The organism is Micromonospora sp. NPDC000668 (genome assembly GCF_042897975.1).
In the GTDB taxonomy this organism is placed as follows: domain Bacteria; phylum Actinomycetota; class Actinomycetes; order Mycobacteriales; family Micromonosporaceae; genus Micromonospora.
Map to the genome: position 1 here is coordinate 274,453 of NZ_JBIAYP010000003.1, position 25,757 is coordinate 300,209.

General features: G+C 73.3%; 21 protein-coding genes. 5 read left to right on the top strand and 16 right to left on the bottom strand.

Features of this window, described 5'->3' with window-relative positions:
* Positions 1–91: 91 nt before the first annotated feature.
* From ACFY29_RS17450 to ACFY29_RS17470, 5 genes are all read right to left on the bottom strand, one after another.
* Positions 92–1,144: an acyl-CoA desaturase gene (locus ACFY29_RS17450; RefSeq protein ID WP_328419950.1), complete on the bottom strand. Its 1,053-nt coding sequence runs from the start codon at positions 1,142–1,144 to the stop codon at positions 92–94.
* A gap of 134 nt (positions 1,145–1,278) precedes the next feature.
* The gene (locus ACFY29_RS17455; RefSeq protein WP_386987283.1) at positions 1,279–4,857 is read right to left on the bottom strand and encodes an SCO7613 C-terminal domain-containing membrane protein; all 3,579 of its coding nucleotides are present in this window, start codon (positions 4,855–4,857) and stop codon (positions 1,279–1,281) included.
* 48 nt (positions 4,858–4,905) lie between these two features.
* Positions 4,906–5,226, bottom strand: a complete 321-nt coding sequence (cutA, locus tag ACFY29_RS17460; RefSeq protein ID WP_328419954.1) for a divalent-cation tolerance protein CutA — start codon at positions 5,224–5,226, stop codon at positions 4,906–4,908.
* 9 nt (positions 5,227–5,235) lie between these two features.
* Positions 5,236–6,252 carry a 1-acyl-sn-glycerol-3-phosphate acyltransferase gene (locus ACFY29_RS17465; protein WP_328419956.1) on the bottom strand — a complete coding sequence of 339 codons (1,017 nt, stop codon included), beginning with the start codon at positions 6,250–6,252 and terminating at the stop codon, positions 5,236–5,238.
* On the bottom strand, positions 6,252–7,085 hold the full coding sequence (locus ACFY29_RS17470) for a patatin-like phospholipase family protein (RefSeq protein WP_386987287.1): 834 nt from the start codon (positions 7,083–7,085) through the stop codon (positions 6,252–6,254). Before ACFY29_RS17470 ends, ACFY29_RS17465 begins: the two co-directional genes overlap by 1 nt.
* Before the next feature lie 154 nt (positions 7,086–7,239).
* Here ACFY29_RS17470 and ACFY29_RS17475 point away from each other — a divergent pair, with 154 nt between their 5' ends.
* Complete coding sequence (locus ACFY29_RS17475; RefSeq protein ID WP_386987290.1) at positions 7,240–8,718, top strand: protein kinase; 1,479 nt, start codon at positions 7,240–7,242, stop codon at positions 8,716–8,718.
* A gap of 31 nt (positions 8,719–8,749) precedes the next feature.
* Here the strand turns inward: ACFY29_RS17475 and ACFY29_RS17480 are convergent, their stop codons facing one another.
* From ACFY29_RS17480 to ACFY29_RS17520, 9 genes are all read right to left on the bottom strand, one after another.
* Positions 8,750–9,805, bottom strand: coding sequence for a glycosyltransferase family 4 protein (locus ACFY29_RS17480; RefSeq protein ID WP_386988469.1), 1,056 nt, complete (start codon positions 9,803–9,805; stop codon positions 8,750–8,752).
* 154 nt (positions 9,806–9,959) lie between these two features.
* On the bottom strand, positions 9,960–10,631 hold the full coding sequence (locus ACFY29_RS17485) for a BON domain-containing protein (RefSeq protein ID WP_386987293.1): 672 nt from the start codon (positions 10,629–10,631) through the stop codon (positions 9,960–9,962).
* 180 nt (positions 10,632–10,811) lie between these two features.
* Positions 10,812–12,419 carry a trypsin-like peptidase domain-containing protein gene (locus ACFY29_RS17490; RefSeq protein ID WP_386987295.1) on the bottom strand — a complete coding sequence of 536 codons (1,608 nt, stop codon included), beginning with the start codon at positions 12,417–12,419 and terminating at the stop codon, positions 10,812–10,814.
* Positions 12,420–12,481: 62 nt separating this feature from the next.
* A complete protein-coding gene (locus tag ACFY29_RS17495) occupies positions 12,482–14,038 on the bottom strand; it encodes an ATP-binding protein (RefSeq protein WP_386987298.1) in 1,557 nt (518 codons plus the stop codon).
* Complete coding sequence (locus tag ACFY29_RS17500; protein ID WP_030336721.1) at positions 14,035–14,736, bottom strand: response regulator transcription factor; 702 nt, start codon at positions 14,734–14,736, stop codon at positions 14,035–14,037. Before ACFY29_RS17500 ends, ACFY29_RS17495 begins: the two co-directional genes overlap by 4 nt.
* Before the next feature lie 99 nt (positions 14,737–14,835).
* Positions 14,836–15,459, bottom strand: coding sequence for a PadR family transcriptional regulator (locus ACFY29_RS17505; protein WP_328419968.1), 624 nt, complete (start codon positions 15,457–15,459; stop codon positions 14,836–14,838).
* A complete protein-coding gene (locus ACFY29_RS17510) occupies positions 15,456–16,280 on the bottom strand; it encodes a DUF4097 domain-containing protein (protein WP_386987303.1) in 825 nt (274 codons plus the stop codon). The genes ACFY29_RS17505 and ACFY29_RS17510 overlap by 4 nt, the downstream gene beginning before the upstream one ends.
* Before the next feature lie 134 nt (positions 16,281–16,414).
* A complete protein-coding gene (locus ACFY29_RS17515) occupies positions 16,415–17,368 on the bottom strand; it encodes a lysophospholipid acyltransferase family protein (RefSeq protein ID WP_386987306.1) in 954 nt (317 codons plus the stop codon).
* Positions 17,365–18,147: a GNAT family N-acetyltransferase gene (locus ACFY29_RS17520; RefSeq protein ID WP_386987308.1), complete on the bottom strand. Its 783-nt coding sequence runs from the start codon at positions 18,145–18,147 to the stop codon at positions 17,365–17,367. Before ACFY29_RS17520 ends, ACFY29_RS17515 begins: the two co-directional genes overlap by 4 nt.
* A 180-nt stretch (positions 18,148–18,327) precedes the next feature.
* On the opposite strand from ACFY29_RS17520, the gene ACFY29_RS17525 reads away from it, so the two are divergent.
* From ACFY29_RS17525 to ACFY29_RS17535, 3 genes are all read left to right on the top strand, one after another.
* Positions 18,328–18,975, top strand: coding sequence for a hypothetical protein (locus ACFY29_RS17525; protein WP_386987311.1), 648 nt, complete (start codon positions 18,328–18,330; stop codon positions 18,973–18,975).
* 141 nt (positions 18,976–19,116) lie between these two features.
* Positions 19,117–20,052 carry an ATP-binding cassette domain-containing protein gene (locus ACFY29_RS17530; RefSeq protein WP_328419977.1) on the top strand — a complete coding sequence of 312 codons (936 nt, stop codon included), beginning with the start codon at positions 19,117–19,119 and terminating at the stop codon, positions 20,050–20,052.
* A complete protein-coding gene (locus ACFY29_RS17535; protein ID WP_328419978.1) occupies positions 20,049–20,861 on the top strand; it encodes an ABC transporter permease in 813 nt (270 codons plus the stop codon). The genes ACFY29_RS17530 and ACFY29_RS17535 overlap by 4 nt, the downstream gene beginning before the upstream one ends.
* 94 nt (positions 20,862–20,955) lie before the next feature.
* On the opposite strand, the gene ACFY29_RS17540 is transcribed toward ACFY29_RS17535, so the two are convergent.
* Positions 20,956–21,363 (bottom strand): hypothetical protein, encoded by a 408-nt coding sequence (locus tag ACFY29_RS17540; protein WP_386987315.1) that lies wholly within the window; start codon positions 21,361–21,363, stop codon positions 20,956–20,958.
* Positions 21,360–21,707, bottom strand: a complete 348-nt coding sequence (locus tag ACFY29_RS17545) for a hypothetical protein (protein WP_328419982.1) — start codon at positions 21,705–21,707, stop codon at positions 21,360–21,362. The genes ACFY29_RS17540 and ACFY29_RS17545 overlap by 4 nt, the downstream gene beginning before the upstream one ends.
* Positions 21,708–21,973: 266 nt before the next feature.
* Here ACFY29_RS17545 and ACFY29_RS17550 point away from each other — a divergent pair, with 266 nt between their 5' ends.
* A complete protein-coding gene (locus ACFY29_RS17550; protein ID WP_386987318.1) occupies positions 21,974–25,720 on the top strand; it encodes a multifunctional oxoglutarate decarboxylase/oxoglutarate dehydrogenase thiamine pyrophosphate-binding subunit/dihydrolipoyllysine-residue succinyltransferase subunit in 3,747 nt (1,248 codons plus the stop codon).
* Positions 25,721–25,757: the final 37 nt, after the last annotated feature.

Genomic DNA, 25,757 nt, shown 5'->3' on the forward strand with positions numbered 1-25,757 from the left:
TCGGGGCGGACCCCACACGACGAAGCGGGGGCGGTGCCCTCCGGCACCGCCCCCACCAGGTACGTCCTCAGCCGCGCAGCGGCCGGCGTCCTCAGCCGCGCAGCGGCTGTCCGACGTCGTGCAGGTGGCCGAGCGCCTGCCGGTACGACTCGACCAGCCCGGTCTCGGTGTACGAGATGCCCTGCTCGTCGCAGTAGGCGCGAACGATCGGCTGCGCCCGGCGCAGGTTGGCCCGGGGCATGTTCGGGAACAGGTGGTGCTCGATCTGGTAGTTGAGCCCGCCCAGCGCGGTGTCCACCAGCCGGCTGCCCCGCACGTTGCGGGAGGTCAGCACCTGCTTACGCAGGAAGTCCAGCTCGTCCTCGGCGGTCGGCATCGGCATGCCCTTGTGGTTCGGCGCGAACGCGCAGCCCATGTAGAGGCCCCACAACGCCTGGTGCACGACAGCGAAGAGCAGTGCCTTCCCCGGCGACATGACCGCCAGCAGCAGCGCCACGTAGCCGGCGGTGTGCAGGACGAGCAGCCCCGCCTCGACGGCCCGGTGCCGCATCGGGGTGCTGTACCCGCCGTCCGATTCCCGGCCGACGATCGCCCGGATGCTCGCCACGTGCAGGTTCAGCCCCTCCAGCAGCAGCATCGGGAAGAAGAAGTACGCCTGCCGCTTGGCCATCCAGCGGCCGAACCCACGGGTCTCCAGCGCCTGCTCGGGCGTCCACACCAGGGCACCCGCGCCGACGTCCGGGTCCTCGTCCTCGTGGTTCGGGTTGGCGTGGTGCCGGTTGTGCTTGTCGACCCACCAGCCGTAGCTGATCCCCACTGCAACGTTGCCGGCGAGCAGCCCCACCAGTTCGCTGGGGCCGCGCCGACGGAACATCTGGCGGTGCCCGGCATCGTGGCCGAGGAACGCGACCTGGGTGGTGGCCACCGCCATCACGGCTGCGAGCGGCAGCTGCCACCAGGAGTCGCCGACCAGGAACACGGCGACCCAGCCGGCCACGAAGGCACCGAGCGTGATCACGATGCGGGCGACGTACGCGGCTGGGCGCCGCTCCAGCAGGCCTGCCTCGCTGATCCGTCGGGACAACTGTGCGTAGTCACTGCCTCGCCGGCGTACCGGCGGTTCCGCCACCGCTCCGAGCGCCATTGGTGCTCCCGTCCCGCTCACGCCCGTGCCGGGGCGCCCGGGCTCATCTCGAGTCTCCCGGCATTGGTTGCGCTGAGTAACCCTGACAACCCCCGAATGGGGGGTAGGGCGAGCCCTACCCCCGGGGATTCGGCTCAGCCCAGCCGGGCCACCACGGCCCGTATCCGGGCCAGGTCGCGGCGCCGCCGCTCGTAGCTGGCGGCGAGTCCGATCAGCGCCAGACCGCCGGCACCCAGGTAGATCCACCGCGGCAGCAGGTCCCAGCCGCGGGCCAGTTCGTGCAGCGCCAGCACCGCCAGCACCCCACCGCCGAGGAGCACCGGGGCCTGCCAGCGGCGGGTGGCACCGGCCAGCACCACGCCCAGCGCCGCCACGCCGAGCAGCAGCCGCCGCCACGGCTGCGGGTCCGCACCGGCCAGCACCGACACCAGGCTCGGCAGCAGCGCCGCGACCAGCCCCGGGCCGAGCGCCGGCCAACTGGTCAGCCCGGGCCGGGTGCGCAGCGCCAGCAGGCCCGCGCCGAGTGCGAGGGTCGCAGCCGGCAGGGTGTACGCCTCCAGCACGGTCACCCCGCCCGCGGCCAACAGCACCCACGCCCCGAGCAGTTCGCTGCCACCGGCGATGCCGGCGAATGCCCACCGCCGGCCTGCCGGCTCGCCCCGGCGCAGCAGCCGCAGCGCCACTGCGACGCCCCAGAGCACGCAGACGGTCGCGAGGTGCCGCGCCACCTCGACCGCGAGCAGTGCCGCCACCAGCGCCACCGCCTGCGCGGCACCGTCCAGCACCCGCCCGACCCGGGCCCGCCCCGCCACACTCCAGTCGGCCGAAGCACCCGCCCCGGACGTGTCGGTGGGCGCTCCCACCGCAGCGACCGTCGGACTGATCGCGGCGGCGACCGCCAGGACCAGCGCGGCCACCCCCAGCAGCGGGTACGCCGCCGCCCGCAGCGGCAACCCACCGGCGAGCGGCACGGTCACCGCCAGCGCGGAGGCCGCGCCCACCGCCGCGAGACAACCCGTGACGCGCACCTCGACGATCCGCGCCCCGACGGCGACGGCCACCGCCGCCACCAGCAGCATGCCCTCGGCGGCGAGCGTGCCCGCCCGGGTGGCCAACAGCCCCACCACACCGGCGGCGGCCAACACCGCCCCCACCGGCACCGCCATCGGCGCGAGCGCCGGGCGGGGCACCGCCAGGGCCGCGAGCAGCAGCACGGCCAACCCGGCGAGCAGGACGGCTACCGGCAGCACCGGCCAGGGCGCGCGGACCGCGACGAGGAGCACCGGCAGCGCACCCGCGGCGAACGGCAGCGCGGGCAGCAGCGTTGGTCGGACCCCCCGGCCGATCAGCACGGCGGCCACCGCCAACGCGACCAGCGCCAGCCCGGCGGGGAGCGCCGCCGGGTCGGCGACGACCGTGGGCACCCCGGACCAGATCGGCCCCCGGCTGCCGTACGGAGCGGCGAGCGCAGTCAGCAGTGCCGGCAGTGCGGCCAGCACCGCGACCGCCGCCAGCCCGGCGCCCGCCACCACCAGTGGACCCGACCGGCTGATCGCCGGCGGCCCCCCGACCGCCGACGACCCCCCGACCACCGGCGGCCCCCCGACCGCCGGCACCCGCGACTCATCAGGTTGATCGCCGGCTGTCGGCAGGTCCCGTCGGGCGACGAACACGACGCCCAGCGCCGCCAGCGCGGCGTACAGCCCGAGCCGCTCATCCCCCGCCACGACCAGCGGCGCGAGCCCGGCGGCAGTCACCGCGACCGCGGCACCGGTCACCGCGTACCCGGTCAGCTCGACCCGGTGGCGACGCGCCGCGAGCACCGCGACCAGCGGCAGCCCGGCGGCGGCCAGCGCGGCCCGGGCCTGCCACCAGGGCGGTGCACCCGCGGCGAACAGCGCCAGCGCGGCGACCGCCGGCAGCGCGAGCTGCGCGACCAGCAGACCCGGACCGGCCACCCACCGGTACGGCCCGGCGGCCCGGCGCACGGCCAGTGCCAACCCGAGCACGGTGATCGTCCCGAGCGCCACCAGGGCAGCGGCCGGGGCGGCCAGGGCCACCAGCAGCCCGTGCCCCAGCAGGACGGCGCCGCCAAGCGCCCCGGTGAGCAGCGTGGCCGGTCGGGCCGCCGGACGGGCCAGCACGGCGAGCAGCAGCATGACCCCGCCGACCAGGTCCACGGCCACCACGACCGGCCAGGCCGCCGCCCAGCCGACGGGCACGGCGAGCAGCACGGCCGCCGCGCCGGCCGTGGCGAGCAGCACCCGCGCGCCCCGGGGCAGCAGGAGGGCCATCGCGGCGAGCGCCACCGCCAGAGCGGGTGCCACCTGCCAGCCCCAATCCAGGTCCGGGCCCGTCTCGGCACCAGTCCACGGCGGCAGCGATCGGGCACCGGCGGCGACCGCCAGCCCGCCGGTGATCAGCACCGCGGTCTGCACCGTGCCCGCCGAGACCAGCAGCGCCCCGACGCGCGGGCCGGTCCGCCAGCCGGCGGGCAGCAGCCGTACGGCGCCGGCCAGCCCGAGGGCCACCGTGGCCGCCGCGAGCAGCAGCAGTGACGGCCGCAGCTCGGCCACCGGGCGCAGCAGCGCGGCGGCGAGCACCGGCACCAGCAGCCCGGCCGCCACCACCCGCAGCGCCCGTCCGCCGACCAACCGTGCCGCACCGAGCCCGGTCAGCGCGACCAGCAACAGCGGAACCCCGGCCAACAGCGGTGCACCCGCCGCCCTGCCGAGCAGCAGCGGCACCAGGGCGCAGCCGGCGGCACCGACCAGCGCGGCGACGTGCCCGATCCCGGCGAGCACACGGCCGGCGAGCTGGGCCGGCCGCCCCCGATCGCGCAGCGCGGCCAGCACGGCCAGGTCGAGCAGCGCCACCCCGAGCAGGACCAGCGCCCAACCGCCCGCTGCCGGCCGGGCCTCGACGGCGAGCAGCGGCAGCACCGGCTGGGAGGCCAGCAACGCGGCGAACCAGGGCCCGGTCAACCGGCTCAACCTGGCGTACGCCACGGCGACCGCCGCGCTGGCCCCCCCGACCAGCGCGGCGTACCTGCTGCCCGGCCAGCCGGCCACACCGGCCAGGTCCACCGACCAGGCCGCGTAGCCGTCCAGCACCACCAGCAGCAGCCCCACCGCGGCGAACGTCTCCGCCGTGCCGCGCAGCCCCCGACGAACCGCCAGCAGCGGGGCGGCCAGGACGAGCGCGGTGACCGCCGCCAGGATCAGGGCCCGTCCACCGACCCCCACCGCCGCCCAGGCCACCGCCGTGAAGACCACGGCCGCAGTACTCAGAAGAAGTCCACCGAGGACGAAGAGCAGGCCCTGGACCGTCCGCGTCGAGGTCTCCGCCGCGCCGGAAGCCGCGGATCCCGTACCGACCGGTTCCGGAACCCCCTGGCCGGCGGGCGTCCCCGGCCCTTGGAACGGCGTCGGGCCGGTGGACGGCGTCGGGCGCACGGCGACGGAAGCGGCCAGCCCGGCGCGGACGCGCGCGGCCAACTCGGCCCGCCGCTGCGTACTGGCCGCCAGCCGCCCGGCCAGCTCGACGTACGTCCGGCGGGCCCGCTCCACCTCCGGCGCGAGCTGGGCGACCTCCCGGCCCAGCCGGACCACCTCGGCGGCGACGGGGTCGGGCGGACGACGGCAGCCGGCGCACCCGGTACTCAGGTCGGCCGGGGCGCCGCAGGCGGGGCAGGGATAGCCGGTGTCATCCACCCGGTCATCATCGAGACCGGCCGGGGCGCCCGCCCAGAGTGCGCGTACTCAGGGGCGCGTGTGCTCGTGTACCCAGGTGGCGTAGCCGGGGTCGCCGCTCTCCACCCTGGACACCAGAATCTCCGGCACCTCGTACGGGTGGCTGGCCCGGACCTGGTCCACCAGCGCGGTGAGCCGGTCCGGCGCGGTCTTGAACTGCACCGACCACTCGGTGCTGGTCTCCACCCCGGACCGCCACCAGTAGGTGCTGTCCACCTGACCGCCGACCTGGGCGCAGGCGGCGAGCCGTCCGGCGACGGCCGCGGCCGCCAGCACGTCGGCGACCGAACGCGCATCCACCACCGTCGTCACCACGCAGATCTGGTCCACGTCCGCACCCTACGCGGCGACCTCCCGATTGGCCGCGATCCAGGTGTCGATCCGCGCCCACCAGTCATAAAGCCAGTCGATGCGTTCCTGCCGACCGGTCGGCACGTCCTCCGGCGGCACCGACCAGAACCGCATCACGATCCGCTTGTCCATCGGCAGTTCGCGCCACACGTCGGCGACGGTGACCATCCGGTCCAGCCCGGTGTGGGCGACGAAGATGACCCCGGCGTCCGGGGCGGCGTCCAGCGCGGCGAGCACCCCACCGGGCTGCGGGGCGAGCACGTGCCGCATCCGTTCCGCGCGCAGGGCCATTCGCTCCAGGCCGAGGGAGCGCAGCCGGGCGATGGCACGCAGCCGGCGCTTGGGGGTGAAGTTGCCGCCCTCCGGGAAGATCACGAAGGCGTCGTTGTCGTCCAGGCCGGTGGCCAGGTGCCCGACCTGGCGTACCGTCTCCTCGCCGCGCTCCGGCGTCGGCGCGATGAACCGGTTGGGCAGCCGGTTGAGCAGCACGTCGATCGCCGGGTCCCACTGGAGGCTGTCCTTGAGCACGATCCGCGGCTCCCGGTTGAACCAGTTGACCAGCCCGTGGATCAGGATGAACGAGTCGCCAGGCCCGGCGTGCCGGCAGAGCACCAGTTCAGGCCGGCCGGGCAGGGCGGTGTCGGGGTCGGTGCCCACCACGTCGATGCGCAACCGCAGCGTCCAGTGGGCCTGCCAGAACAGCACCCGCAGGAACCAGCCCGCCAGCACGTAGTGCGCGCGCTGGAAGGCCGGCGACCGGGTCCGCCAGCCAAAGCCGGAGACGACCCAGAGCACGAAGAGCGCGAGCAGCGCGGCGGCATCCCAGACCAGGTACACGCAGCCGATCCAGAGCAGTCGCAGCGGGCGCAACCGGCCCCGGACCAGGGGGGAGGCGGCCGCGGCGACCAGCGCCCAGACCGGCAGCGTGGTCACCACGGCGACCGCGAGCAGCACCACGGCAGGGGCGAACAGCAGCCGGCGCAGCCACCTGGGGGGCAACGGCATCACCGCACCACGTGGGTGGCCAGGTAGTGCCGGGAGGCGGTGTACGCCCGGCTGATCCGCCGCCCCACCGCCGCCATGTCCCGGTACGCCCACGGGGTGTCGTCGCGCGGGTTCAGCCCTCCGGTCGGCAGGACGTGCACCTCCACCCCCTCGGGCAGCGCGGCCATCTCGCGGAAGAACCGGTGCCGGCGGGAGATCTCGAACGCGACCTGCGCGATCTCCCACGGACGCCGGGGCGGTGTCAGCTCCCGTTCGATCCGGCCCACCTGGAGGACGAAGATCTGGCGGGCCCCGACGGCCACCGCCTCGCCGATCGGGATGGAGTTGACGATGCCACCGTCCACATAGTGCGCTCCGTCGATCTCGGTGGGCGGAAGCAGGCCGGGCACCGAGGCCGACGCCAGCACCGCCGGCACCACCGGACCGCTGTCGAACCAGTGCTCGGCGGCCCGCTCGATGTGCGCGGCGCAGCAACGGAACGGCACCCGCAGGTCGGCGAAGGTGGTGTCCACCCCCAACTCGGATTCGAGTAGGCGGCGCAGCGGTCGGGGCGAGTGCAGGTGGGTCCGGGCGGCGAAGCGGCGCACCTGCCGGGCGACCGAGTCGCCGTACACCTCGCTGGCCTCCGGCGAGGCCCAGAGCCGGACCAGCCGGTCGGTCACCGCCTCCGACGGGTCGGCGGCGACCAGCGCGCCGTTGACCGCGCCGATCGAGGTGCCGAGCACCAGGTCGGGTTGGATGCCGGCCCGGAACAGGGCACGCAACATGCCCACCTCGACCGCGCCGAGCACTCCCCCGCCGCCGAGTACGAACGCCACCGGTCCCCCCGCCATACCACTCATCCTGGCACGGGCCCGCCGCCGACCGGTCGGCCGCCGTCGCGGGAGGGGGCGGCGCACGACAGGGCCACTCATCGACGACGGCGTTGACAGGCCGGACACATTCGCGCAACCTGATACCGCTCCCACCCCGAGGCAGGTGCGATCCGTGAAGGCAGCACTGCATCCGGGCCGGTTGCTGGCCCGCAGGTACCGGCTCATCGACCAGGTCGGCGCCGGTGGCATGTCGGTCATCTGGCGCGCCCGGGACGAGGTGCTGGACCGGGTCGTCGCGCTCAAGGTGCTCGCCCCGTCGCTGGCCGCCGACGCCCGGTTCCGGGGCATGGTGCGCGAGGAGGCCCGGGCCGCCGCCCAGTTGGTCCACCCGCACGTGACCTCGGTGCACGACTACGGCGAGACGGTCGACCCGGACGGTTCCATCACCTCGTTCGTCGTGATGGAGCTGCTCAGCGGCGAGGAGTTGAAGCTGCGGCTCACCGAGGGGCCGCTGCCGTGGGCCGAGGCGGTCCAGGTCGGCGCGCAGATCGCGGACGCGCTGGCCGCCGCGCACCGGCTCGGCATCGTGCACCGCGACATCACCCCGGCCAACGTGATGATGACCGACGTGGGCGTCAAGGTGCTCGACTTCGGCATCGCCACCCGGATCGGGGCACCGGACGAGGACGAGGACGGCGGCACCTTCGGGACTCCGGCATACGTGGCACCGGAACGGCTCGACGGCGCGCCCGCCCAGCCGGCCACCGACGTGTACTCGCTCGGCGTGCTGCTGCACGAGGCGCTCACCGGCCGGGTCCCGTACCCGGCGGACACCTGGGAGCAGCTCAGCGCAGCGCTGGCGGGCGGCCCGCCGCCGACGCTGGCCGAGGTGCCGGAACTGCCGTCGGTCGTGGCCCGGATCTGCCTGCGCAGCCTGGCCCGGGATCCGGCCGACCGGCCGACCGCCCGGCAGGTCTCCACCGCGCTGCGCGACCAGCTGCTGCCGGCCGACCCGCCGACGGCCACCATCCGGGTGCCCACGCTGACCCCGCCCCCGGCCCCCTCGGTGCCGGAAACCGTGGCGACCGAAACCGGCGGGGCGGCGGCGGAACCGGCCGCACCGGAGGCGGGACCGGCCGACGGTGGGCCGGGCCGGTCGCGTCGCCGTCCGGCCCTGCTGCTGGTTCCGGCCATCCTGGCGGTCGGTGTGGCGCTGGCCGTCGCGGCCCTGCTGCCCGACGATCGGCAGCCAGCGCCACGGACGCAGCCTTCGGCTGGTCCGTCGGCGTCCGCGTCGAACGATCCGTCGATCAGCGAGCCGTCCGGCCCGGCCGCGTCACCGTCGGCGCGGTCGAGCACGGGCTCGCCCACCTCGGAGCCGGGCACGCTGGTGGAGGCCGCCAGCCGGCTCAACGGGCTGATCGGCGCCGGGTTGGACGCCGGGGAGATCCGCCCCGACGTCGGTCTCGACCTGCGCAACGAGCTGCGCAACCTGACCGCGGCCGTCGGCTCCGGCCGGGACGAGCTGGCTCCGCCGGTGGCTCGGCTGCGCGAGAAGGTCGCCGTCCGGCTGGGCGAGGGCGGCATCAGCCCGGCGTACGCGGAGCGGCTGGACGCCGCCATCGCCGAGCTGGGTGCGGCCCGGGTCTGACCGCGGCCACAACGGCACCGGGGCAGGCTGATCAGCGGACCGCGACTCCGGCCGACTCGCGGACGTCGTGCCGGCCGGCGACGACCCGTCGGTAGACCTCCTCGTAGCCGGACGCCAGGCGCTCGGTCGAGAAGTTCTCCGCGACGTGCGCCACGCAGTCCTCCGGGTCCAGTTTCTTCGCCGCCCGCAGGGCCTCGGGCAGGTCCTCCGGCCGCTCGCACACCAGCCCGGTCACCCCGGGAAGGACCAGCTCCGGCACCGCGCCCCGGTCGAGTGCGACCACCGGTGTGCCGGTCGCCATCGCCTCCAACATCACCATGCCGAACGGCTCGTCCCACTGAATCGGCATGATCAGGCATCGGGCGTCGACCAGCATCCGCAGGGTCTCCGCGCGGCCGGCGTTGAACACGACCCTGACGTCGTCGCCGATCAGCGGCTCGACCACCTGCTCGTAGTAGCGGCGCTCGGCCGGCTCATTGCACTTGCCCGCCAGCAGCAGCGGCACCCCGGCCGCTCGGCACGCCCGGATGGCGAAGTCCGGGCCCTTGTCCGGGCTGAACCGGGCCAACCACAGCACCGGCCCGGGACCGGGTGCGGTCTTGCGTGGAAAGCCCCGGATGTCCAACGCGTTGTGCACCGTACCGACCCAGGGCAGGAGCGGGTTGAGCCGGCGCTGGGCGTGCGAGATGGCCACCAGCCCGACCCCCTGGTCGACTTCGCCGAGCACGTCGCCGTACTCCCCCACCGGGTTGCCGTGCACGGTCGCCACCGTCGGCACGGCCCGGCGGCCGGCCACCAGCGGGCCGATCGTGGTGTGGTCGTGGATCACGTCGAAGTCCGCCGCCGTGATCATCTGGTTCACCCGGGCCAGGTGGGCCAGCTCCGGCAGTGACTCGCCGAGCCGCTCGTACTGGACCTCGGGAACGGTGGAGACGAAGCCGCCAGCGGCGGTGCCGTGCTCGACGCCGGCACCGAACAGGGTTACCGCGTGGCCGTGCCCGGTCAGCGCGTCCACCAGGCCGGCGACCACCTGTTCCAGGCCGCCGTAGCCAGGCGGCGGTACGGACAGCCACGGCGGGACCACCATCGCGATGCGCAACGACCGCTCCGGAGGGCGGTCGGCGGGCGGGTGGTTCACAACCACGAGTCCTCCCCGTTGATCCCCGGTCGAGCGTCGCCGCCGGCATGGTCTGCGGCGGTTTCCCCACGGCGTCTCCGGTAAACCGGACAAAGACGGACGCTCAACCGCCGACCAGGAGCTGGTCGTGGACCACCCGCACCCCCGGCGCGGACCAGGCCACCCGCTCGACCTGGTCGCGTTCCCACCACGAGTGGACCACCCCGGCCAGGACCAACGTGTCGCCGTCCACCTCGACGGTCACCCGGTCGGCGCCGAGCGTACGCAGCAGCGCGCGCTGTACGTCGCGCCGCAGCCGCTCGGCGGCCGGCGGCGCCGACGGTCGCACCTCGACCAGGTTGGTGATCCCCCGTACGCCGTCCAGCCGGCGCAGTTCCCCCTCGGCAGCGCGGCGCTGCCAGCCGAACTCGACCTCGCCGCGGAGCATCAGCCAGCCGTTCGCGACTGTCACGTCCAGGCGCTCGGCCGGCACGAAGCTGTCCCACTCCAGCGCCCGACTGGCGGCGATGGCGATCTCGGCGTCGGTACGCCCCGGTGTGCCCGGCAGCCGCACCTCGATCTCGTCGGCTACCGCCCGCACCCCACGGACGCGCTGCGCGCAGCGGGTCGCCGCCCAACTGCGGGCGGCGCCGTCGACGAATCCGGTCAGGGTGACCACCCCCTGGTCGACGGTCACGCCGATCTCGTTCGGTTGCAGCTGCGCGTCCCAGGCCAGCTCGGCCAGGACGTCGCGCTGGATCTGCTGGTCGTCGCGGACATCCGTCGCCGTGCTCATGGCATCCACCCCCCGTACGGTCGCGGGCTCGCCTTCCGAACGTGCCGGGCGCACGGGTGACGGCGGTTCACCCGATCCGGGTGAACCGCCGTCAGGGCGGAAAAGAGCGGCGGGTGACGGAGCCAACCCCCTTGGCCCCGCCACCCGCCGCCGGAGGGAGGAGGCAGGTTCAGATATCGGTTAGGACGTTTCGGCGAGCGTCACGGTTGCCGACTTCTCGGCGCCGTTCCGCTTGAACTGCACCTCGACCCGGTCGCCGACCTTGCCGGCCTGCACCGCGCCGACCAGGTCGTCGGAGTCGTTGACCGCCTTGTCGCCGAACCGGGTGATCACGTCACCCCGCTGGAAGCCGGCCTTCTCGGCGGGGCTGCCCGCGGTGATCGACGCGACCAGTGCGCCGCCGCCCTCGGCCTGGTTGACGCCGACCCCGAGCGACGGGTGGCTGACCTTCTCGCCGCGCTGGAGCTTGCCCGCGACGTCCTTGGCCTTGTTGCTGGGGATGGCGAACCCGACGCCGATGTTGCCGGTGCTCTGCCCGGAGGTGGCGATGGCGGTGTTGACGCCGATCACCTCGCCCCGGGTGTTGACCAGGGCGCCACCGGAGTTACCCGGGTTGATCGGGGCGTCGGTCTGGAGCAGGCCGGAGATCGAGCTGACCGCCTGGCCCTGCTGGCTCGGGTCCTGCTGCTGACCCTCGCCAGCCCGGATGGTGCGGTCCCGGGCGCTGAGGATGCCCGCGGTCACCGAGCCCTGCAGGCCGAGCGGGCTGCCCAGGGCGAGCACCTGGTCGCCGACCTGCATGCCGTCGCTGTCACCGAAGGTGGCCGGCTTGAGATCGGAGACCCCGTTGGCCTTCACCACGGCCAGGTCGGTCTTCGGGTCGGTACCGATGATCTTCGCTTCGGCGGTCTTGCCGTCGGCGAAGACCACCTGCACGGTGTCCCCGCTGGCGGAGGCGACCACGTGGTTGTTGCTGAGCACGTAACCGTCGGCGCTGAGCACCACACCGGAGCCCTCGCCACTGTCGGTGGCGATGGAGACGACGCTGTCCTGCACGGCGGCGGCGATCTTCGGCAGGTCGGCGCTGTTGAGCACCGGGGCCGCGGAGTAGGTGCGGGTGACACCGCCACCGTCGCCGTCGAGAGCGAGCGCGAGCGCCCCGCCCGCCACGCCGGAGCCGAGCATCAGGGCGAACACCGCGACACCGGCGCCGGCGAACTTGGCGATCCGGCCCGGCCGGGGCCCGGTGCCGGGCGGCGTGGCCTGCGGGCCCCAGGGCGGCACCGGCTGCCCCGGGTGCTGCTGCTGGTGCTGGTGCTGCTGGTACGCCGCGCCCGGCTGGCCCCCGCCGGCCCAGCCGGACTGGTGCTGGCCCGGGTACCAGGGAGAGCCGGGGTACCGGCCGGCGGTCGGCTGCGGGTAGCCGTGCTGGCCGGGCGCCGGGTGCCCGGAGACCGGGTACGGCGGCGCGGAGGGGGTGGCGGCCGAGGGCTCGTACCCGGTTGGCTGCCCAACGGCCGGCGGCGCGCTGGCCGGCTGGCCGGGCTCGTACCCGGTCGGCTGCCCAACGGCCGGCGGCGCGCTGGCCGGTTGGCCGGCGGAGGCGGCGGGCACGGCCGGGGTGACGGCTGTGGTCGCCGCGTCCTCGGTGGTCGACACGACCGGAACAGGGGTGGTCGGGGAGTCGGACTGCGCGCGCTCGTCGCGCGGCAGCTCGGCGGTGGGGTGCGACGGCTCGGCGTCGGTGGCGGCCGGCCGGCGCTGCGGGTCGGACTCGAACTCGGTCATGCCACTACCTTCTCCCCGGCCACTGCGATCAAGCTGGATCCGTCCTGGAAGTTGGCTGAAAGTCACTCGCCCGTCTCGTCGACCTGAGGCGCCTGAGGCAGCCGGACCCGGAACGTGGCCCCGCCGCCGGGGGTCTCGGTCACCTCCACCGAGCCGTGGTGGGCGGCGACCAGCGCCGCCACGATGGCCAGGCCGAGGCCGGTGCCGGTGTTGCCGTCGGCCCGCCTGGTACGCGCCGCGTCGGCCCGGTAGAACCGCTCGAACACCCGTTCCGTCTGCTCCGGGGAGAGGCCCGGACCGGTGTCGGCCACCTCCACCACCGCGAGGTTCCCCGGCTCGGCGCGCAGCCGCAGCTTGATCTCGGCGTCCGGCGGGGTGTGGGTCAGCGCGTTGGTGACCAGGTTGCCGATCACCTGACGCAGCCGCGCGTCGTCGGCGAAGACGACGAGGGGGCCCGAGCCGGGCTCGATCTCCAGCTCGATCCGCCGGTCCGGCGCGATCGCCCGAGCGGCGTGCACCGCGTCGGAGGCGAGCACCGGCAGCTCCACCGGGGCGAGCGAGAGCGGCCGTTCCCGGTCCAGTCGGGCGAGCAGCAGCAGGTCCTCCACCAGCAGCCCCATCCGGGCCGCCTCGTCCTCGATCCGGCGCAGCAGGCCGGCGGTCTGCTCCGGTGCCCGGGCTGCGCCCTGCCGGTACAGCTCGGCGAAGCCGCGGATGGTGGTCAGTGGGGTACGCAGTTCGTGCGAGGCGTCCGCGACGAACTGCCGCATCCGCCCCTCCGAGCGCCGGGCCCGCGCCTCGGACGCCTGGGCGGCAGCGGCCGCGTCCCGCGCGGTGCTCTCGGCCGAGCGGGCGGCGGTCTCCGAGGCGGCCCGGGCGGTGAACGCCGCCTCGATCTGGGCGAGCATCGCGTTCAGCGCACGGGAGAGCCGGCCCAGTTCGGACGTGGGGTACTCCTGCCCCTCCTCCGGGTCGGGCACCCGACGGGTCAGGTCACCGCCGGCGATGGCCGCGGCGGTCCGTTCGATCTCCACCAGCGGCTTGAGGCTGGTCCGCACGATGGCCGCGCCGATCGAGGCCAGCATGATCAGCACCGCACCGCCGACCAGGAGGTCGATCCAGACGAGCTGCTGCACCGCCCGGTCCACCTCGGTCAGCGGCTGGCCCACCGCCAGCACCGAGCCGTCGCGCTGGGCGGCGTAGTACACCCGCCACCGGGTCTGGCCGTCGTGGGACACGACGGTCCGCGGCTCCCCCTCCAGGTCCGCGAAGCCCGCACGGCTGGCGGGAAAGGTGGGCAACTGCTCGGGGTCGAGACTGATGTCGTCGTAGATCGCCCGGTACACCTGCTGGTCGTCGGCCAGGGTCACGACGTAGTCGCTGGGCAGCATGGCGTTGATCTCACCGCTGCGCAGCTTTGGGAGCAGCTGACCGAGACCCTGGGCGGTCGACCTGATCTGCCCGTCCACCTGGCCCACCAGGTAGTTGCGGAGGAAGTAGGCGGTCAGCGAGCTGATCACCAGCAGTGCGACAGCGACGAGCGCCAGCACCGAGGTGACCAGCTTGAACCGCAGTGGTACGCCCCGCAGCCGTCCCTTCGCCTGCTGGACCGCGTTCACGCCGCTGGCTTGCGCAGCACGTACCCGACGCCGCGGAGGGTGTGGATCAACCGGGGCTGGGTGGTGTCGACCTTGCGCCGCAGGTAGGAGATGTAGGACTCGACGATGTTGTCGTCGCCCCGGAAGTCGTAGTTCCAGACGTGGTCCAGGATCTGCGCCTTGGACAGCACCCGGTTGGCGTTGAGCATCAGGTAGCGCAGCAGCTTGAACTCGGTCGGCGAGAGCTGCACCCGCTGCCCGGCCCGGTGCACCTCGTGGGTCTCCTCGTCCAACTCCAGGTCGGCGAAGGTGAGCCGGGACGGGGCCTGCTCCCCGGTGGTGGTGCGGCGCAGCACGGCCCGGATCCGGGCCGTCAACTCCTCCAGGCTGAACGGCTTAGTCACGTAGTCGTCGCCACCCAGGGTCAGCCCACGGATCTTGTCGTCGGTGGCGTCCCGGGCGGTCAGGAAGACCACCGGGGTACGCGTACCGCCCTCGCGGAGCATCCGGATGACCTCGAAGCCGTCCAGGTCCGGCAGCATCACGTCGAGCACCACCAGGTCGGGCCGGTGATCCTTGGCGGCATTCAGGGCCGCGCTGCCGCTGGTCGCGGTGGCCACGTCGAACCCCGCGAAGCGCAGGCTTGCGGAGAGCAGTTCGAGGATGTTCGGGTCGTCCTCGACGACGAGCAGTCGCGCCTCGGTTTGGGTAGCGGGCATGTGCCCATCATCGGTGACCTCACTGCGTCGGCGCTGGACACTTCCTGCAAAAACCCTGTGAGTCGTTGGCCGCCACCTCTGCCCGGCGGGCGACGACGGTCAGCGCAGCAGCCGGCGCAACCCGTCCAGCGCGCCGTCGAGCAGTCGGATCGCGGTACGCACCTGGGTGTCGCTGAACTGCCGGGCCCGCGCCAGCCGGCCCACCTCGGCGGTGAACGCGGCCAGCCGCTGGTCGAACTCGTCGAGCAGGGCCGCGCTCGGCCCATTGGCCGACGCCGGACCGGGCGGCGGCGGAGGGGGAGGCGCCGAAGGCTCCCACCGGGTACGCCGGGTCTGCCGGGCTGCCGCGTTGAGCTCCCGCTTGAGGTCACGCACCGAGCCGCTCACCTCGCTGCGGATCTCGCCTGCCAGGGTGGAGAGGTCCGCCACCGAGGCGGCGATGTCCGCCTCCAGGGTGGCCAGCTCGCCGTCGCGCTGGCGCAGCTCGTCGCGGCCGGCGTCGGTGATGCCGTACGTCTTGCGGCCGCCCGCGGCGGTGTGGCTGACCAGCCCTTCGGCCTCCAGCCGCTGGAGCCGGGGGTAGATGGTGCCGGCGCTGGGGGCGTACAGCCCGAGGAACCGGTCCTCCAGGAGGCGGATCAGCTCGTAGCCGTGCTTCGGGCCGTCGTCGAGGAGCTTGAGCAGGTAGAGCCGGAGCCGGCCGTGGCTGAACACGGCGGTCACGGCAGCTCCTTCTCGTCGTCGCGCACCGGCCGGGCGAGCAGCGCGATGCTGCCCGAGGTGGCGGAAGCCCAGAGCTTACCCTCGCCTGCGCCGAGCACCCCCTCGCTGTTGGCCAGCGGGAATGTCGAGGTCCGCACCTGGGGAAACCCGCTGGTGATCCGGCCTGAGGCGGTGTGCAGCCGGACATCGAGGTCGCTGTCCTCCCGGACCCGCACCGTGATGCTGCCGGAGATGGTGGTGAGCCGGATCTCGCTGCCCCGAGGGTTGTCCAGGTCGCAGGTGATAGCTCCGGAAACGGTCTGGGCGTGCACCCGGTCGGCGGCGCTGTCGGCGAGGATCACCTCCCCGGAGACCGTCTCCAGGGTGAGGTCACCACCCACCCCGAGCGCCTCCACCGGCCCGGAGGTGATCTTCGCGGAGGTGCTGCCGCGCAGCCCCATCAGGATGATCTGGCCGGCGGTCACGTCGACCGTGGTCTCCCGTCGCAACCCGGAGGCGACCAGCGAGCCCGCAACCAGGCGGAGGTCGGCGAGGACGTCGGCGGGCACCGCGACGGAGACGTCCACCTTCGGGTAGCGGGTCAGCGACCGGAGCCACCGCAGGGCGTCCGCCCAGCCCCGACCGCGCTCCTGGCGGAGGGTGAGCCGGCCGTCGGAGTGGGTGATCAGGACGGGCCGCCGGCCGACCCGGGTGATGTCGATCCGGGTCGGGCCGTCGGTGGCGACCACGTTGAGCCGCCCGCTCACCAGGCGGACGTCCAGCCGGGTGACCGGGCCGTCCACGGTGAGCCGCTGCGGGCTGTCGACCGTCCATCCGGTCATCGCGTTCTCCCCTCGACGACGCGCCGACGCGCGTCCGACAACGAGACAGTAACGCGATACATCGCGACAGCACAAGACTGCCGCCAGTTGTCAGGCCGCCGGACGGAGCGGCGTCCACCCCGTGGCGTGGATGATCAGGCCGCCAGGTCCAGCTCCCGGCCGGCGTCCGGCGTCAGCGCGGGCGTGGATGCGGGCGGCGCGACGACCGTCAAGGTGGGCACCGGGTGCAGCCGGCCCCGCGTCGCGGCACCCGCCACGGGCCGCAGGTGTACGGCCGACTCGGCGGCCCGGGCCAGCAACCGCCGGTCGGCGTCGCGGGCCGGGTGCAGCGCGGCGGCGATCGTCACCGAGACCACCAGTTCCCGCGCCGCGACCACCCGCGCCATCGAGCGCAGCAGGGTGTCCGCACCGAGGAAGGCGGCTGCCGTGGTGGCCGTCCCGGTGACCTCGCACCGGTAGGCGAGCCGCAGCGGCACCACCGGGCTGCCCGCGTCGATGGCCGCCTGGAACATCGCGGGCCGGAACCCGCCGCCGGGACGGCAGTCGGCCGCGCCGTCCCCGGCGCACCAGGTCGTACCCTCCGGGAAGACCGCGACCGGCCGGCCGGCGCGCAGCGCGTCGGTCACCCGGCGCACGGTGGCCGGCAGCGCCCGCGGCCGGGACCGGTCCACGAAGACCGTGCCCGCCGCCGCGGCCAGCAGGCCGAGCACAGGCCAGGAGCGGACCTCACGCTTCGCCACCATCCGGGTCGGCGCGACCGCCAGCACCGCGAGGATGTCCAGCCACGAGACATGGTTGGCGACCAGCAGTGCGCGCCGCCGGGGCAGCCGGCCCCGGATCACCAGCCGGACGCCGAACGCCCGCGCGGTGCCCCGGGCCCAACCGCGCACCGCCGCCTGCCGCTCCGGTGCCGGCAACACCGGCAGGAGCACCGCCAGCCCCGCCCCGGCCAGCAGCATGCCGGCCACGGCGACCAACCGAAGGACCCGGCGGGGCACCGGCACCGTGGGCACCTCGCCGGCCGCCGGCAGGCACTCCTCGTCGCAGCCGGAGGAGGGCCGCCACAGGTCATCCGACACGGCGGTCACCGCTCCACCCCGCCCAGGAAGTGCCGCAGGTAGCGCGGGTTCATCCGGTCGAGCGAGAAGAGCACGTAGAAGTCCGCGACCCCGAAGTCGGGGTCGTACGAGGGCTCACCACTGATCCACGCGCCGAGCCGGAGGTAACCGCGCAACAGCGGCGGCACCAGGGCCCGGCCGGCCGGGCTGGGGACGGTGGTCGCCGGGTCAACGAGGGCGGCCGGCTCGGCGAACCAGGGCCGCAGCGGGCGGACCCGCAGCGGCGGCGGCGCCAGGTGCCGGGCCTGGGCCTGTGCCCACACCTCGGCGACCGCGCGACCGCCGTCGGCCACCGGCACCGAGGCGCAGCCGCCGAGCCAGCGCGAGCCTCGCAGGTGCAGGTAACGGGTGATACCGGCCCACATCAGGTTGATCACCGCGCCGGAGCGGTGATCCGGGTGCACGCAGGACCGGCCCGCCTCGACCAGGACGTCACGGAGCGGGTCGAGCGCGGTGAGGTCGAACTCGTCCTCGGCGTACCGCCGGTTGGTGCGGCCGGGCGGCAGCAGCCGGTAGGTACCGACCACCTCGCCGGTGCTCTCCTGGCGGACGATGAGGTGGTCGCAGTGGGCGTCGAAGGGGTCCACGTCCAACCCGACCTCGCCCGGGCGGAGGGTGGCGCCGAGCTCGGTGGCGAACACCTGGTGACGCAGGCGTTGCGCGGCCGCGACCTGGGTGGGGTCGTCGGCGATCAGCAGGGTGTATCCGCTGGTCGTAAGGGGTGCGCCAGCGGCATGCAGAACGGCCATGGGATCTGTGTAAGTGCCCCGGGTTGCCATCCCCGGTGACCACCGGTGTCGATCGGGTGAACGCCGGCCCAACCACCGGATGACCCACCGGCACGGCCGCCGGAGGTGCCCGACGGTGCCCGTGCGAGGCTGCCGGACGGACCCGGCGACGGTGCCGGCACAGCCCTCCGGAGGTCGACGATGCGCATCGAGTCCCGCTACAACGGGCCCTCCGGCTCCGGCAACGGCGGCTGGAGCGCCGGAGTCTTCGCCGCCGCCGCGGGCGGCCCCGGACCGGTCGAGGTGACGCTGCGCCGGCCGCCGCCGTTGGAGACCGCGCTGCGGATGGTCGACGGCGAGGTTCGTGACCCGGCCGGCGAGCTGGTGGCCGAGGTCCGCCCGACCGGAGAGGTGGACGCCGTCGTACCGCCGGTCGACCGGGACATCGCGGTGGACGCCGCGACCCGCTACCCCGGCCTGGTCGAGCACCCGTTCCCCGACTGCTACGTCTGCGGCCCGCACCGGACGGACGGGCTGCGGATCTTCCCCGGCCGGCTGCCGGACGGGCGGACCGCCGCGCCGTTCCGGGCACCCGAGCAGGTCAGCGGCGCCACGGCCTGGGCGGCGCTGGACTGCCCCGGCGGCTGGACGGTGCTCGCACCCGGCCGGCCGTACGTGTTGGGCCGGATCGCCGCCGTGGTCACCGCGCTGCCAGCGCCGGGCGACGAGTGCGTGGTGACCGGTGCGCTGATTCGCATCGACGGCCGCAAGGCGCTCGTGCACACCAGCCTGTACGGCCCGGACGGCGCCCTGCTGGGTGCGGCCCGGGCCACCTGGATCGCCCGCTGACCCACGGCGTCGTCCGCAGGACGGACCCGCCTCCACCTCGAGAAGGACCACGCCGTACGGACCGCGCCTGATTGACCTTGTTGCCTGGGGCCGTCACGCTGTGCCACGGCGTACCTCGACGCCACACGCGGGAGGAGAACGATGACTGACGGGCAGCGAAGCCCCACCAGCGACGGTCAGATCGTGGTGTCCGGTCTGACGAAGCAGTACAAGAACGTCCGGGCGGTGAACAACCTGTCCTTCACCGTGGCACCGGGGCGGGTGACCGGCTTCCTCGGCCCGAACGGCGCCGGCAAGACCACCACGCTGCGCATGCTGCTGAACCTCGTCACGCCCACCGCCGGTACGGCCACCATCAGCGGCCACCGGTACGTCGACCTCTCGGACCCGATGCGGCAGGTCGGCGCGGTGCTGGAGGCGTCCAGCGCGCACAAGGGTCGCACCGGCATCAACCACCTGCGGGTGATCTGCGCGGCGGCAGGGCTGCCCAAGCAGCGAGCCGACGAGGCGCTGGCCCTGGTCGGGCTGACCCCGGCGGCGAAGCGCAAGTTCAAGGGTTACTCGCTGGGTATGAAGCAGCGGCTCGGCATCGCCGCCGCGATGCTCGGCGACCCCCGGGTGCTGATCCTCGACGAGCCCGCCAACGGGCTCGACCCGGAGGGCATCCGGTGGATGCGGGGATTCCTCAAGAACCTCGCCCACGAGGGTCGCACCGTGCTGGTCTCCAGCCACCTGCTGTCGGAGATGCAGCTGCTCGCCGACGACGTGGTGATCATCGCGGCCGGCCAGTTGGTCCGGCAGGGGCCGGTCGACCAGGTCCTCGGGTCGATGGCGCAGGGCGCCCGCGTGCGGGTCCGCACCCCGCAGGCCGAGGCGCTGACCGCCGCGCTGAAGGCGCAGTCGGCCACCGTCGACACCGACGAGCACGGCGTCCTGCTGGTGGCCGGGGTGGACGCCCCGACGGTCGGCCGGACCGCTCTCGCCGCCGGGGTGGAGCTGCACGAACTGACCACCGAACGGCCCGACCTGGAACGGGTCTTCCTGGAGCTGACGGCCGGAAAGGCGGGCATCCGATGAACCTGGTCCGAGCCGAACTGCTCAAGATCCGTACCACCAACACCTGGTGGCTGCTGGGCCTCGGGGCATTCCTGTCGATCGTCCTGGCCTTCGCGCTGAACGCCTGGCTGGCCAGCGAGGCGCTGAAGGGCAACGGCGAGAACATCGGCCTCACCGGCGACGCCGCCTCCGCTCCGTCCGTGATGGCGAACCTCTACACCTCGGGTCAGTACCTCGGCCTGATGTTCGTGATGCTCATCGGCATCCTCATGGTCACGAACGAGTTCTTCCACCAGACCGCGACCACCACCTTCCTCACCACCCCGCGGCGAACCTCGGTGATCATCAGCAAGCTCCTCGCGGCTGCCGTGCTCGGCTTCGCGTTCTGGCTGGTGACCACCGTGATCGACCTGGCCGCCGGGGCGTCGTTCCTGTCGCTCAACGGCTACGACACGGGCCTCGGGGAGTGGGAAGTCCAGCGCGCGCTGCTGCTCAACCTGCTGGCCTACGGCATCTGGACCATCCTCGGGGTGGGGATCGGCACGCTCATCACCAGCCAGTTGGGCGCCGTGATCACCGCCTCGGTGCTCTATCTGGTGGGTACGCAGGTCGTGGGGGTGCTCTTCCTCCTGCTGGCCAACTGGATGGACAACATGGACATCGTCAAGTGGCAGGTCGTCTGGCCGGCCGCCGCGTCGACCATCATGATCAGCGGGGGCGAGTCGGAGATGACGCCCGCCTGGTGGGTCGGGGCTCTGGTGTTGGTCGGCTATGCCCTGGTCAGCGGCATCGTCGGCATTCTGCTGACTCGTCGGCGGGACATTTCCTGAGCACAGCCGGCTCCGGGTGGCGATCTGCCGTCGCCACCCGGGGCTGGGGCCAACGGCACGGTCGTCGCCCGGGGCCAACGCCACGCGTCGCCGGCTACCCGCCCGGGCAGCTTCGGCCGCCGCTGATCGGGACGCAGTGGCCGACCGGCGGGTCCGGCTCCTGGTCGGCCGGGCTGTGGCCGATCAAGGCGCTGGTCGCCATGCTGCCGGCCAGCGCGACCGCCAGGTAGATCAGCGCCACCCCGCCGAAGGCCCAGCCGAAGTGCCGACGCCAGCCCTCCTCCCCGACCAGCCCGGCCAGCAGCAGGCCGACCGCCGGGAGCGCCACATTCAGCACCAGCCCGACGGCCAGCAGGGCGTCCGTGGTGGCCCCGAACGCCCGCGCCGCGTCCTCGGTCGGCGTGTACGGCGTCGACGTCCGCCGGATCAGGCCCACCACGAGCAGGAACGGCACCCCGTAGAGCCAGGCGAAGAAGAGCCCGCCCAGGCCGAGCCGCTTCACGATCGACCCAGGTACGCGCCGGCCACGACGGCGCCGACCGCGACGCTGACCGCCACGGACAGGGTGCCGGCCAGCACCACCGAGGGGATCCGGCGAACGAGCAGCGCGGCGACGATCGCCGTGACGACCAGCAAGGCCACGAGCACCGGCCCGCCCCAGAACAGCCCGGCCAGTGCCAGCGACTCCAGCGGCGAGAGGCAGCTGAACATCGCCGAGCAGTCCTGCCGCGGCGCGCTCGGCACGCTGGTCGTGCCCACCACCACCGCCGCGATCGCGGTGGCGTACCAGCCGAACGCGACCGCCATGCTCCGGCCGTACCGACCCGGCGCCTCTGTGTGATCCATGCGGCCGATCCTCGCCGGCATCGCTCCGGCGGACATCCGTACCGGTACTCAGTCGTGGCTGGTCAGCGCCTTTATCAGTGGTTGACGGACCACGCAGCGGTTGCTGAACTTCTGGCATCTTCTGTGAAACGGACCACGGGGCCGAGGCGGAAATGCCTGCGGGATCAGTACGGCGTAGCCTGGGAGCCGTCCTGTCCGTGCTCCTAACTGGGCGCGGCGGACACCGCTTGACACACAAACCCGCTTGAAAGAGGCGATTACCGGCCGTGTCGACCCAGCAGACTTCGCAGGAGAACCCACTGGCGGGTTTCGGCCCGAACGAGTGGATCGTCGAGGAGATGTACCAGCGGTACCTCGCCGACCCAACGAGCGTCGATTCGGCCTGGCACGACTTCTTCGCCGACTACCGGCCGGCGCCGGGCGCCGGCACCCCGCGCGCTGGTGAGCCGACGAGCGCACCGGCCGCCGCGCCGGAGCCGGACGGCCAGCCGGAAGCCGCCGCCAAGGTCAGCCAGCCGAGCGCCACGGCACCGTCGGCGCCCGCCAGCAAGCCGGCCGCCGCGAAGCCGGCACCGGCCAAGCCCGCCGCCGCACCCGCCCCGACGAAGGCCGCCCCGGCCAAGCCGGCCGCGAAGGCCGCCCCGGCGCCGAGCGCCGACGGCCCGCAGACCACGCCACTGCGTGGCGTCGCCGCGAAGATCGTCCAGAACATGGACGCCTCGCTGAGCGTGCCCACGGCAACCAGTGTGCGGGCGGTCCCGGCCAAGCTGCTGGTCGACAACCGCATCGTGATCAACAACCACCTCGCCCGGGGGCGCGGCGGCAAGGTCAGCTTCACCCACCTGGTCGGCTACGCGATGGTCCGGGCGCTGGTCCAGCACCCGGAGATGAACAACTCCTTCGCCGAGGCCAACGGCAAGCCGGCCGTGGTCCGCCCGGCGCACGTCAACCTCGGCATCGCGATCGACCTGGCCAAGCCGGACGGCAGCCGCAACCTGGTGGTCCCCTCCATCAAGGGCTGCGAGCAGATGGACTTCCGGCAGTTCTGGCAGGCGTACGAGGACGTGGTCCGGCGGGCGCGGCGCAACGAGCTGACCATGGAGGACTACTCCGGCACCACGATCTCGCTGACCAACCCGGGCGGCATCGGCACCGTGCACTCGATGCCGCGGCTCATGCAGGGGCAGAGCGCGATCATCGGCGTCGGCGCCATGGAGTACCCGGCCCCCTACCAGGGCATGTCCGAGGTCACCCTGGCCGAGCTCGCGGTCAGCAAGATCATCACGCTGACCAGCACGTACGACCACCGGATCATCCAGGGCGCGCAGTCCGGCGAGTTCCTCAAGGTGATGCACGAGCTGATCCTGGGCGAGCACGGCTTCTACGACGAGATCTTCACCTCGCTGCGGATCCCGTACGAGCCGGTGCGCTGGGTGCGCGACGTGGCGGTCAACTCCGAGGGTCAGATCAACAAGACCGCCCGGGTGCACGAGCTGATCCACGCGTACCGGGTGCGCGGTCACCTGATGGCCGACACCGACCCGCTGGAATTCAAGATCCGCAAGCACCCCGACCTGGACGTCCTCCAGCACGGGCTGACGCTGTGGGACCTGGACCGCGAGTTCCCGGTGAACGGTTTCGCCGGCCGGCAGCGGATGAAGCTGCGCTCGATCCTCGGCGTGCTGCGCGACTCGTACTGCCGCCGGGTCGGCATCGAGTACATGCACATCCAGGACCCGGAGGAGCGGCGCTGGATCCAGGAGCGGATCGAGCGCAAGTACGAGAAGCCGCCCCTCGACGAGCAGAAGCATGTGCTCAACCGGCTCAACGCCGCCGAGGCGTTCGAGACCTTCCTGCAGACCAAGTACGTCGGCCAGAAGCGGTTCTCGCTGGAGGGCGGCGAGTCGCTGATCCCGCTGCTCGGCGAGGTGCTGGAGTCCTCCGCCGAGGGCGGGCTGGACGAGGTCGTCATCGGCATGGCGCACCGGGGCCGGCTCAACGTGCTGGCCAACATCGTCGGCAAGCCGTACGAGAAGATCTTCTCCGAGTTCGAGGGTCACCTGGACCCGCGCTCGACGCAGGGCTCCGGCGACGTGAAGTACCACCTGGGCCAGAACGGCAAGTTCACCACCCCCGACGGCGAGCACGCCGTCAAGGTGTCGGTGGTGGCCAACCCGTCGCACCTGGAGGCCGTCGACCCAGTGCTGGAGGGCATCGTCCGGGCCAAGCAGGACCGGATCGACCTCAAGCTGGAGGGCTACACCGTGCTGCCGCTGGCGGTGCACGGTGACGCCGCCTTCGCGGGTCAGGGCGTGGTCGCCGAGACGCTCAACCTCTCGCAGCTGCGCGGCTACCGCACCGGCGGCACCGTGCACGTGGTGGTCAACAACCAGGTCGGCTTCACCACCGCCCCGGAGTACAGCCGGTCCAGCCTCTACAGCACCGATGTGGCCCGGATGATCCAGGCGCCGATCTTCCACGTCAACGGCGACGACCCGGAGGCCGTGGTCCGGGTGGCCCGGCTGGCCTTCGAGTACCGGCAGGCGTTCAACAAGGACGTCGTGATCGACATGGTCTGCTACCGCCGGCGCGGGCACAACGAGGGCGACGACCCGTCGATGTCCAACCCCCAGATGTACAAGATCATTGACTCGAAGCGCTCGGTGCGCAAGCTCTACACCGAGGAGCTGATCGGTCGCGGCGACATCACCGTGGAGGACGCGGAGGAACTGCTGCGCGACTACCAGGCGCAGTTGGAGAAGGTCTTCAAGGCCACCCGGGACGCCGCCGCGGCACCGCGCCAGCTCAACCGGCCGCGCCGCGAGGAGGAGCCGGAGCCGCAGGTCGACACCGCCACCGACGCGGCCGTCGTGAAGGCGATCGGCGAGGCGCACGTCAACCTGCCGGAGGGCTTCACGCCGCACAAGCGGATCCAGCAGCTGCTCGACCGGCGGGCCAAGATGTCCGTCGAGGGCAACATCGACTGGGGCTTCGGCGAGATCATCGCGCTCGGGGCGCTGCTGCACGACGGGGTCACCGTCCGGCTGGCCGGTCAGGACTCCCGCCGCGGCACCTTCGTCCAGCGGCACGCCTCGGTGGTGGACGCCCGCACCGGCGACGACTACCTGCCGCTGAAGTCGCTCACCGGCGACGGCGAGCGTTCCCGGTTCTTCGTGCACGACTCGCTGCTCAGCGAGTACGCGGCGATGGGCTTCGAGTACGGCTACTCGGTGGAGAACATCAACGCGCTGGTGGCCTGGGAGGCCCAGTTCGGTGACTTCGTCAACGGCGCCCAGTCGGTGATCGACGAGTTCATCTCCTCCGGCGAGGTGAAGTGGGGCCAGCGCTCCGCGGTCACCCTGCTGTTGCCGCACGGTCACGAGGGCCAGGGCCCGGACCACACCTCCGGCCGCCCGGAGCGGTTCCTGCAGATGTGCGCCGAGGACAACATGCGGGTGTCCATCCCGACCACCCCGGCGAACTACTTCCACCTGCTGCGCCGCCAGGCCCTGTCGCCCAAGCGCAAGCCGCTGGTGGTGTTCACGCCGAAGTCGCTGCTGCGGCACAAGCTCTGCGTCTCCTCGGTGGAGGACTTCACCACCGGGACCTTCCAGCCGGTGCTGCGCGACACGGCCGCCCCGGCGCCGGAGGCGGTGAAGCGCGTGCTGCTCTGCACCGGCAAGATCTACTACGACCTGTTCCAGGCCCGGCAGCAGCGTGAGGTCACCGACACCGCGATCATCCGGATCGAGCAGCTGTACCCGCTGCCGGTGGAGGAGATCCGGGCGGCCCTCGCGCAGTACCCGAACGCGGAGGACTTCGCCTGGGTGCAGGAGGAGCCGGCCAACCAGGGCGCCTGGTCGTTCGTCGCGCTCAACCTGCTGGAGCACCTCACGGACGTCCGGCTGCAGCGGATCTCCCGCCCGGCCGCGGCAGCCCCGGCGGTCGGCTCGGCCAAGACGCACGAGGTCGAGCAGAACGCGCTGATCGAGGCGGCTCTCCCCCGCCCGTGACCTGACCGCGCCGTGAGAGCCGGGGCAGGGCCGTCAC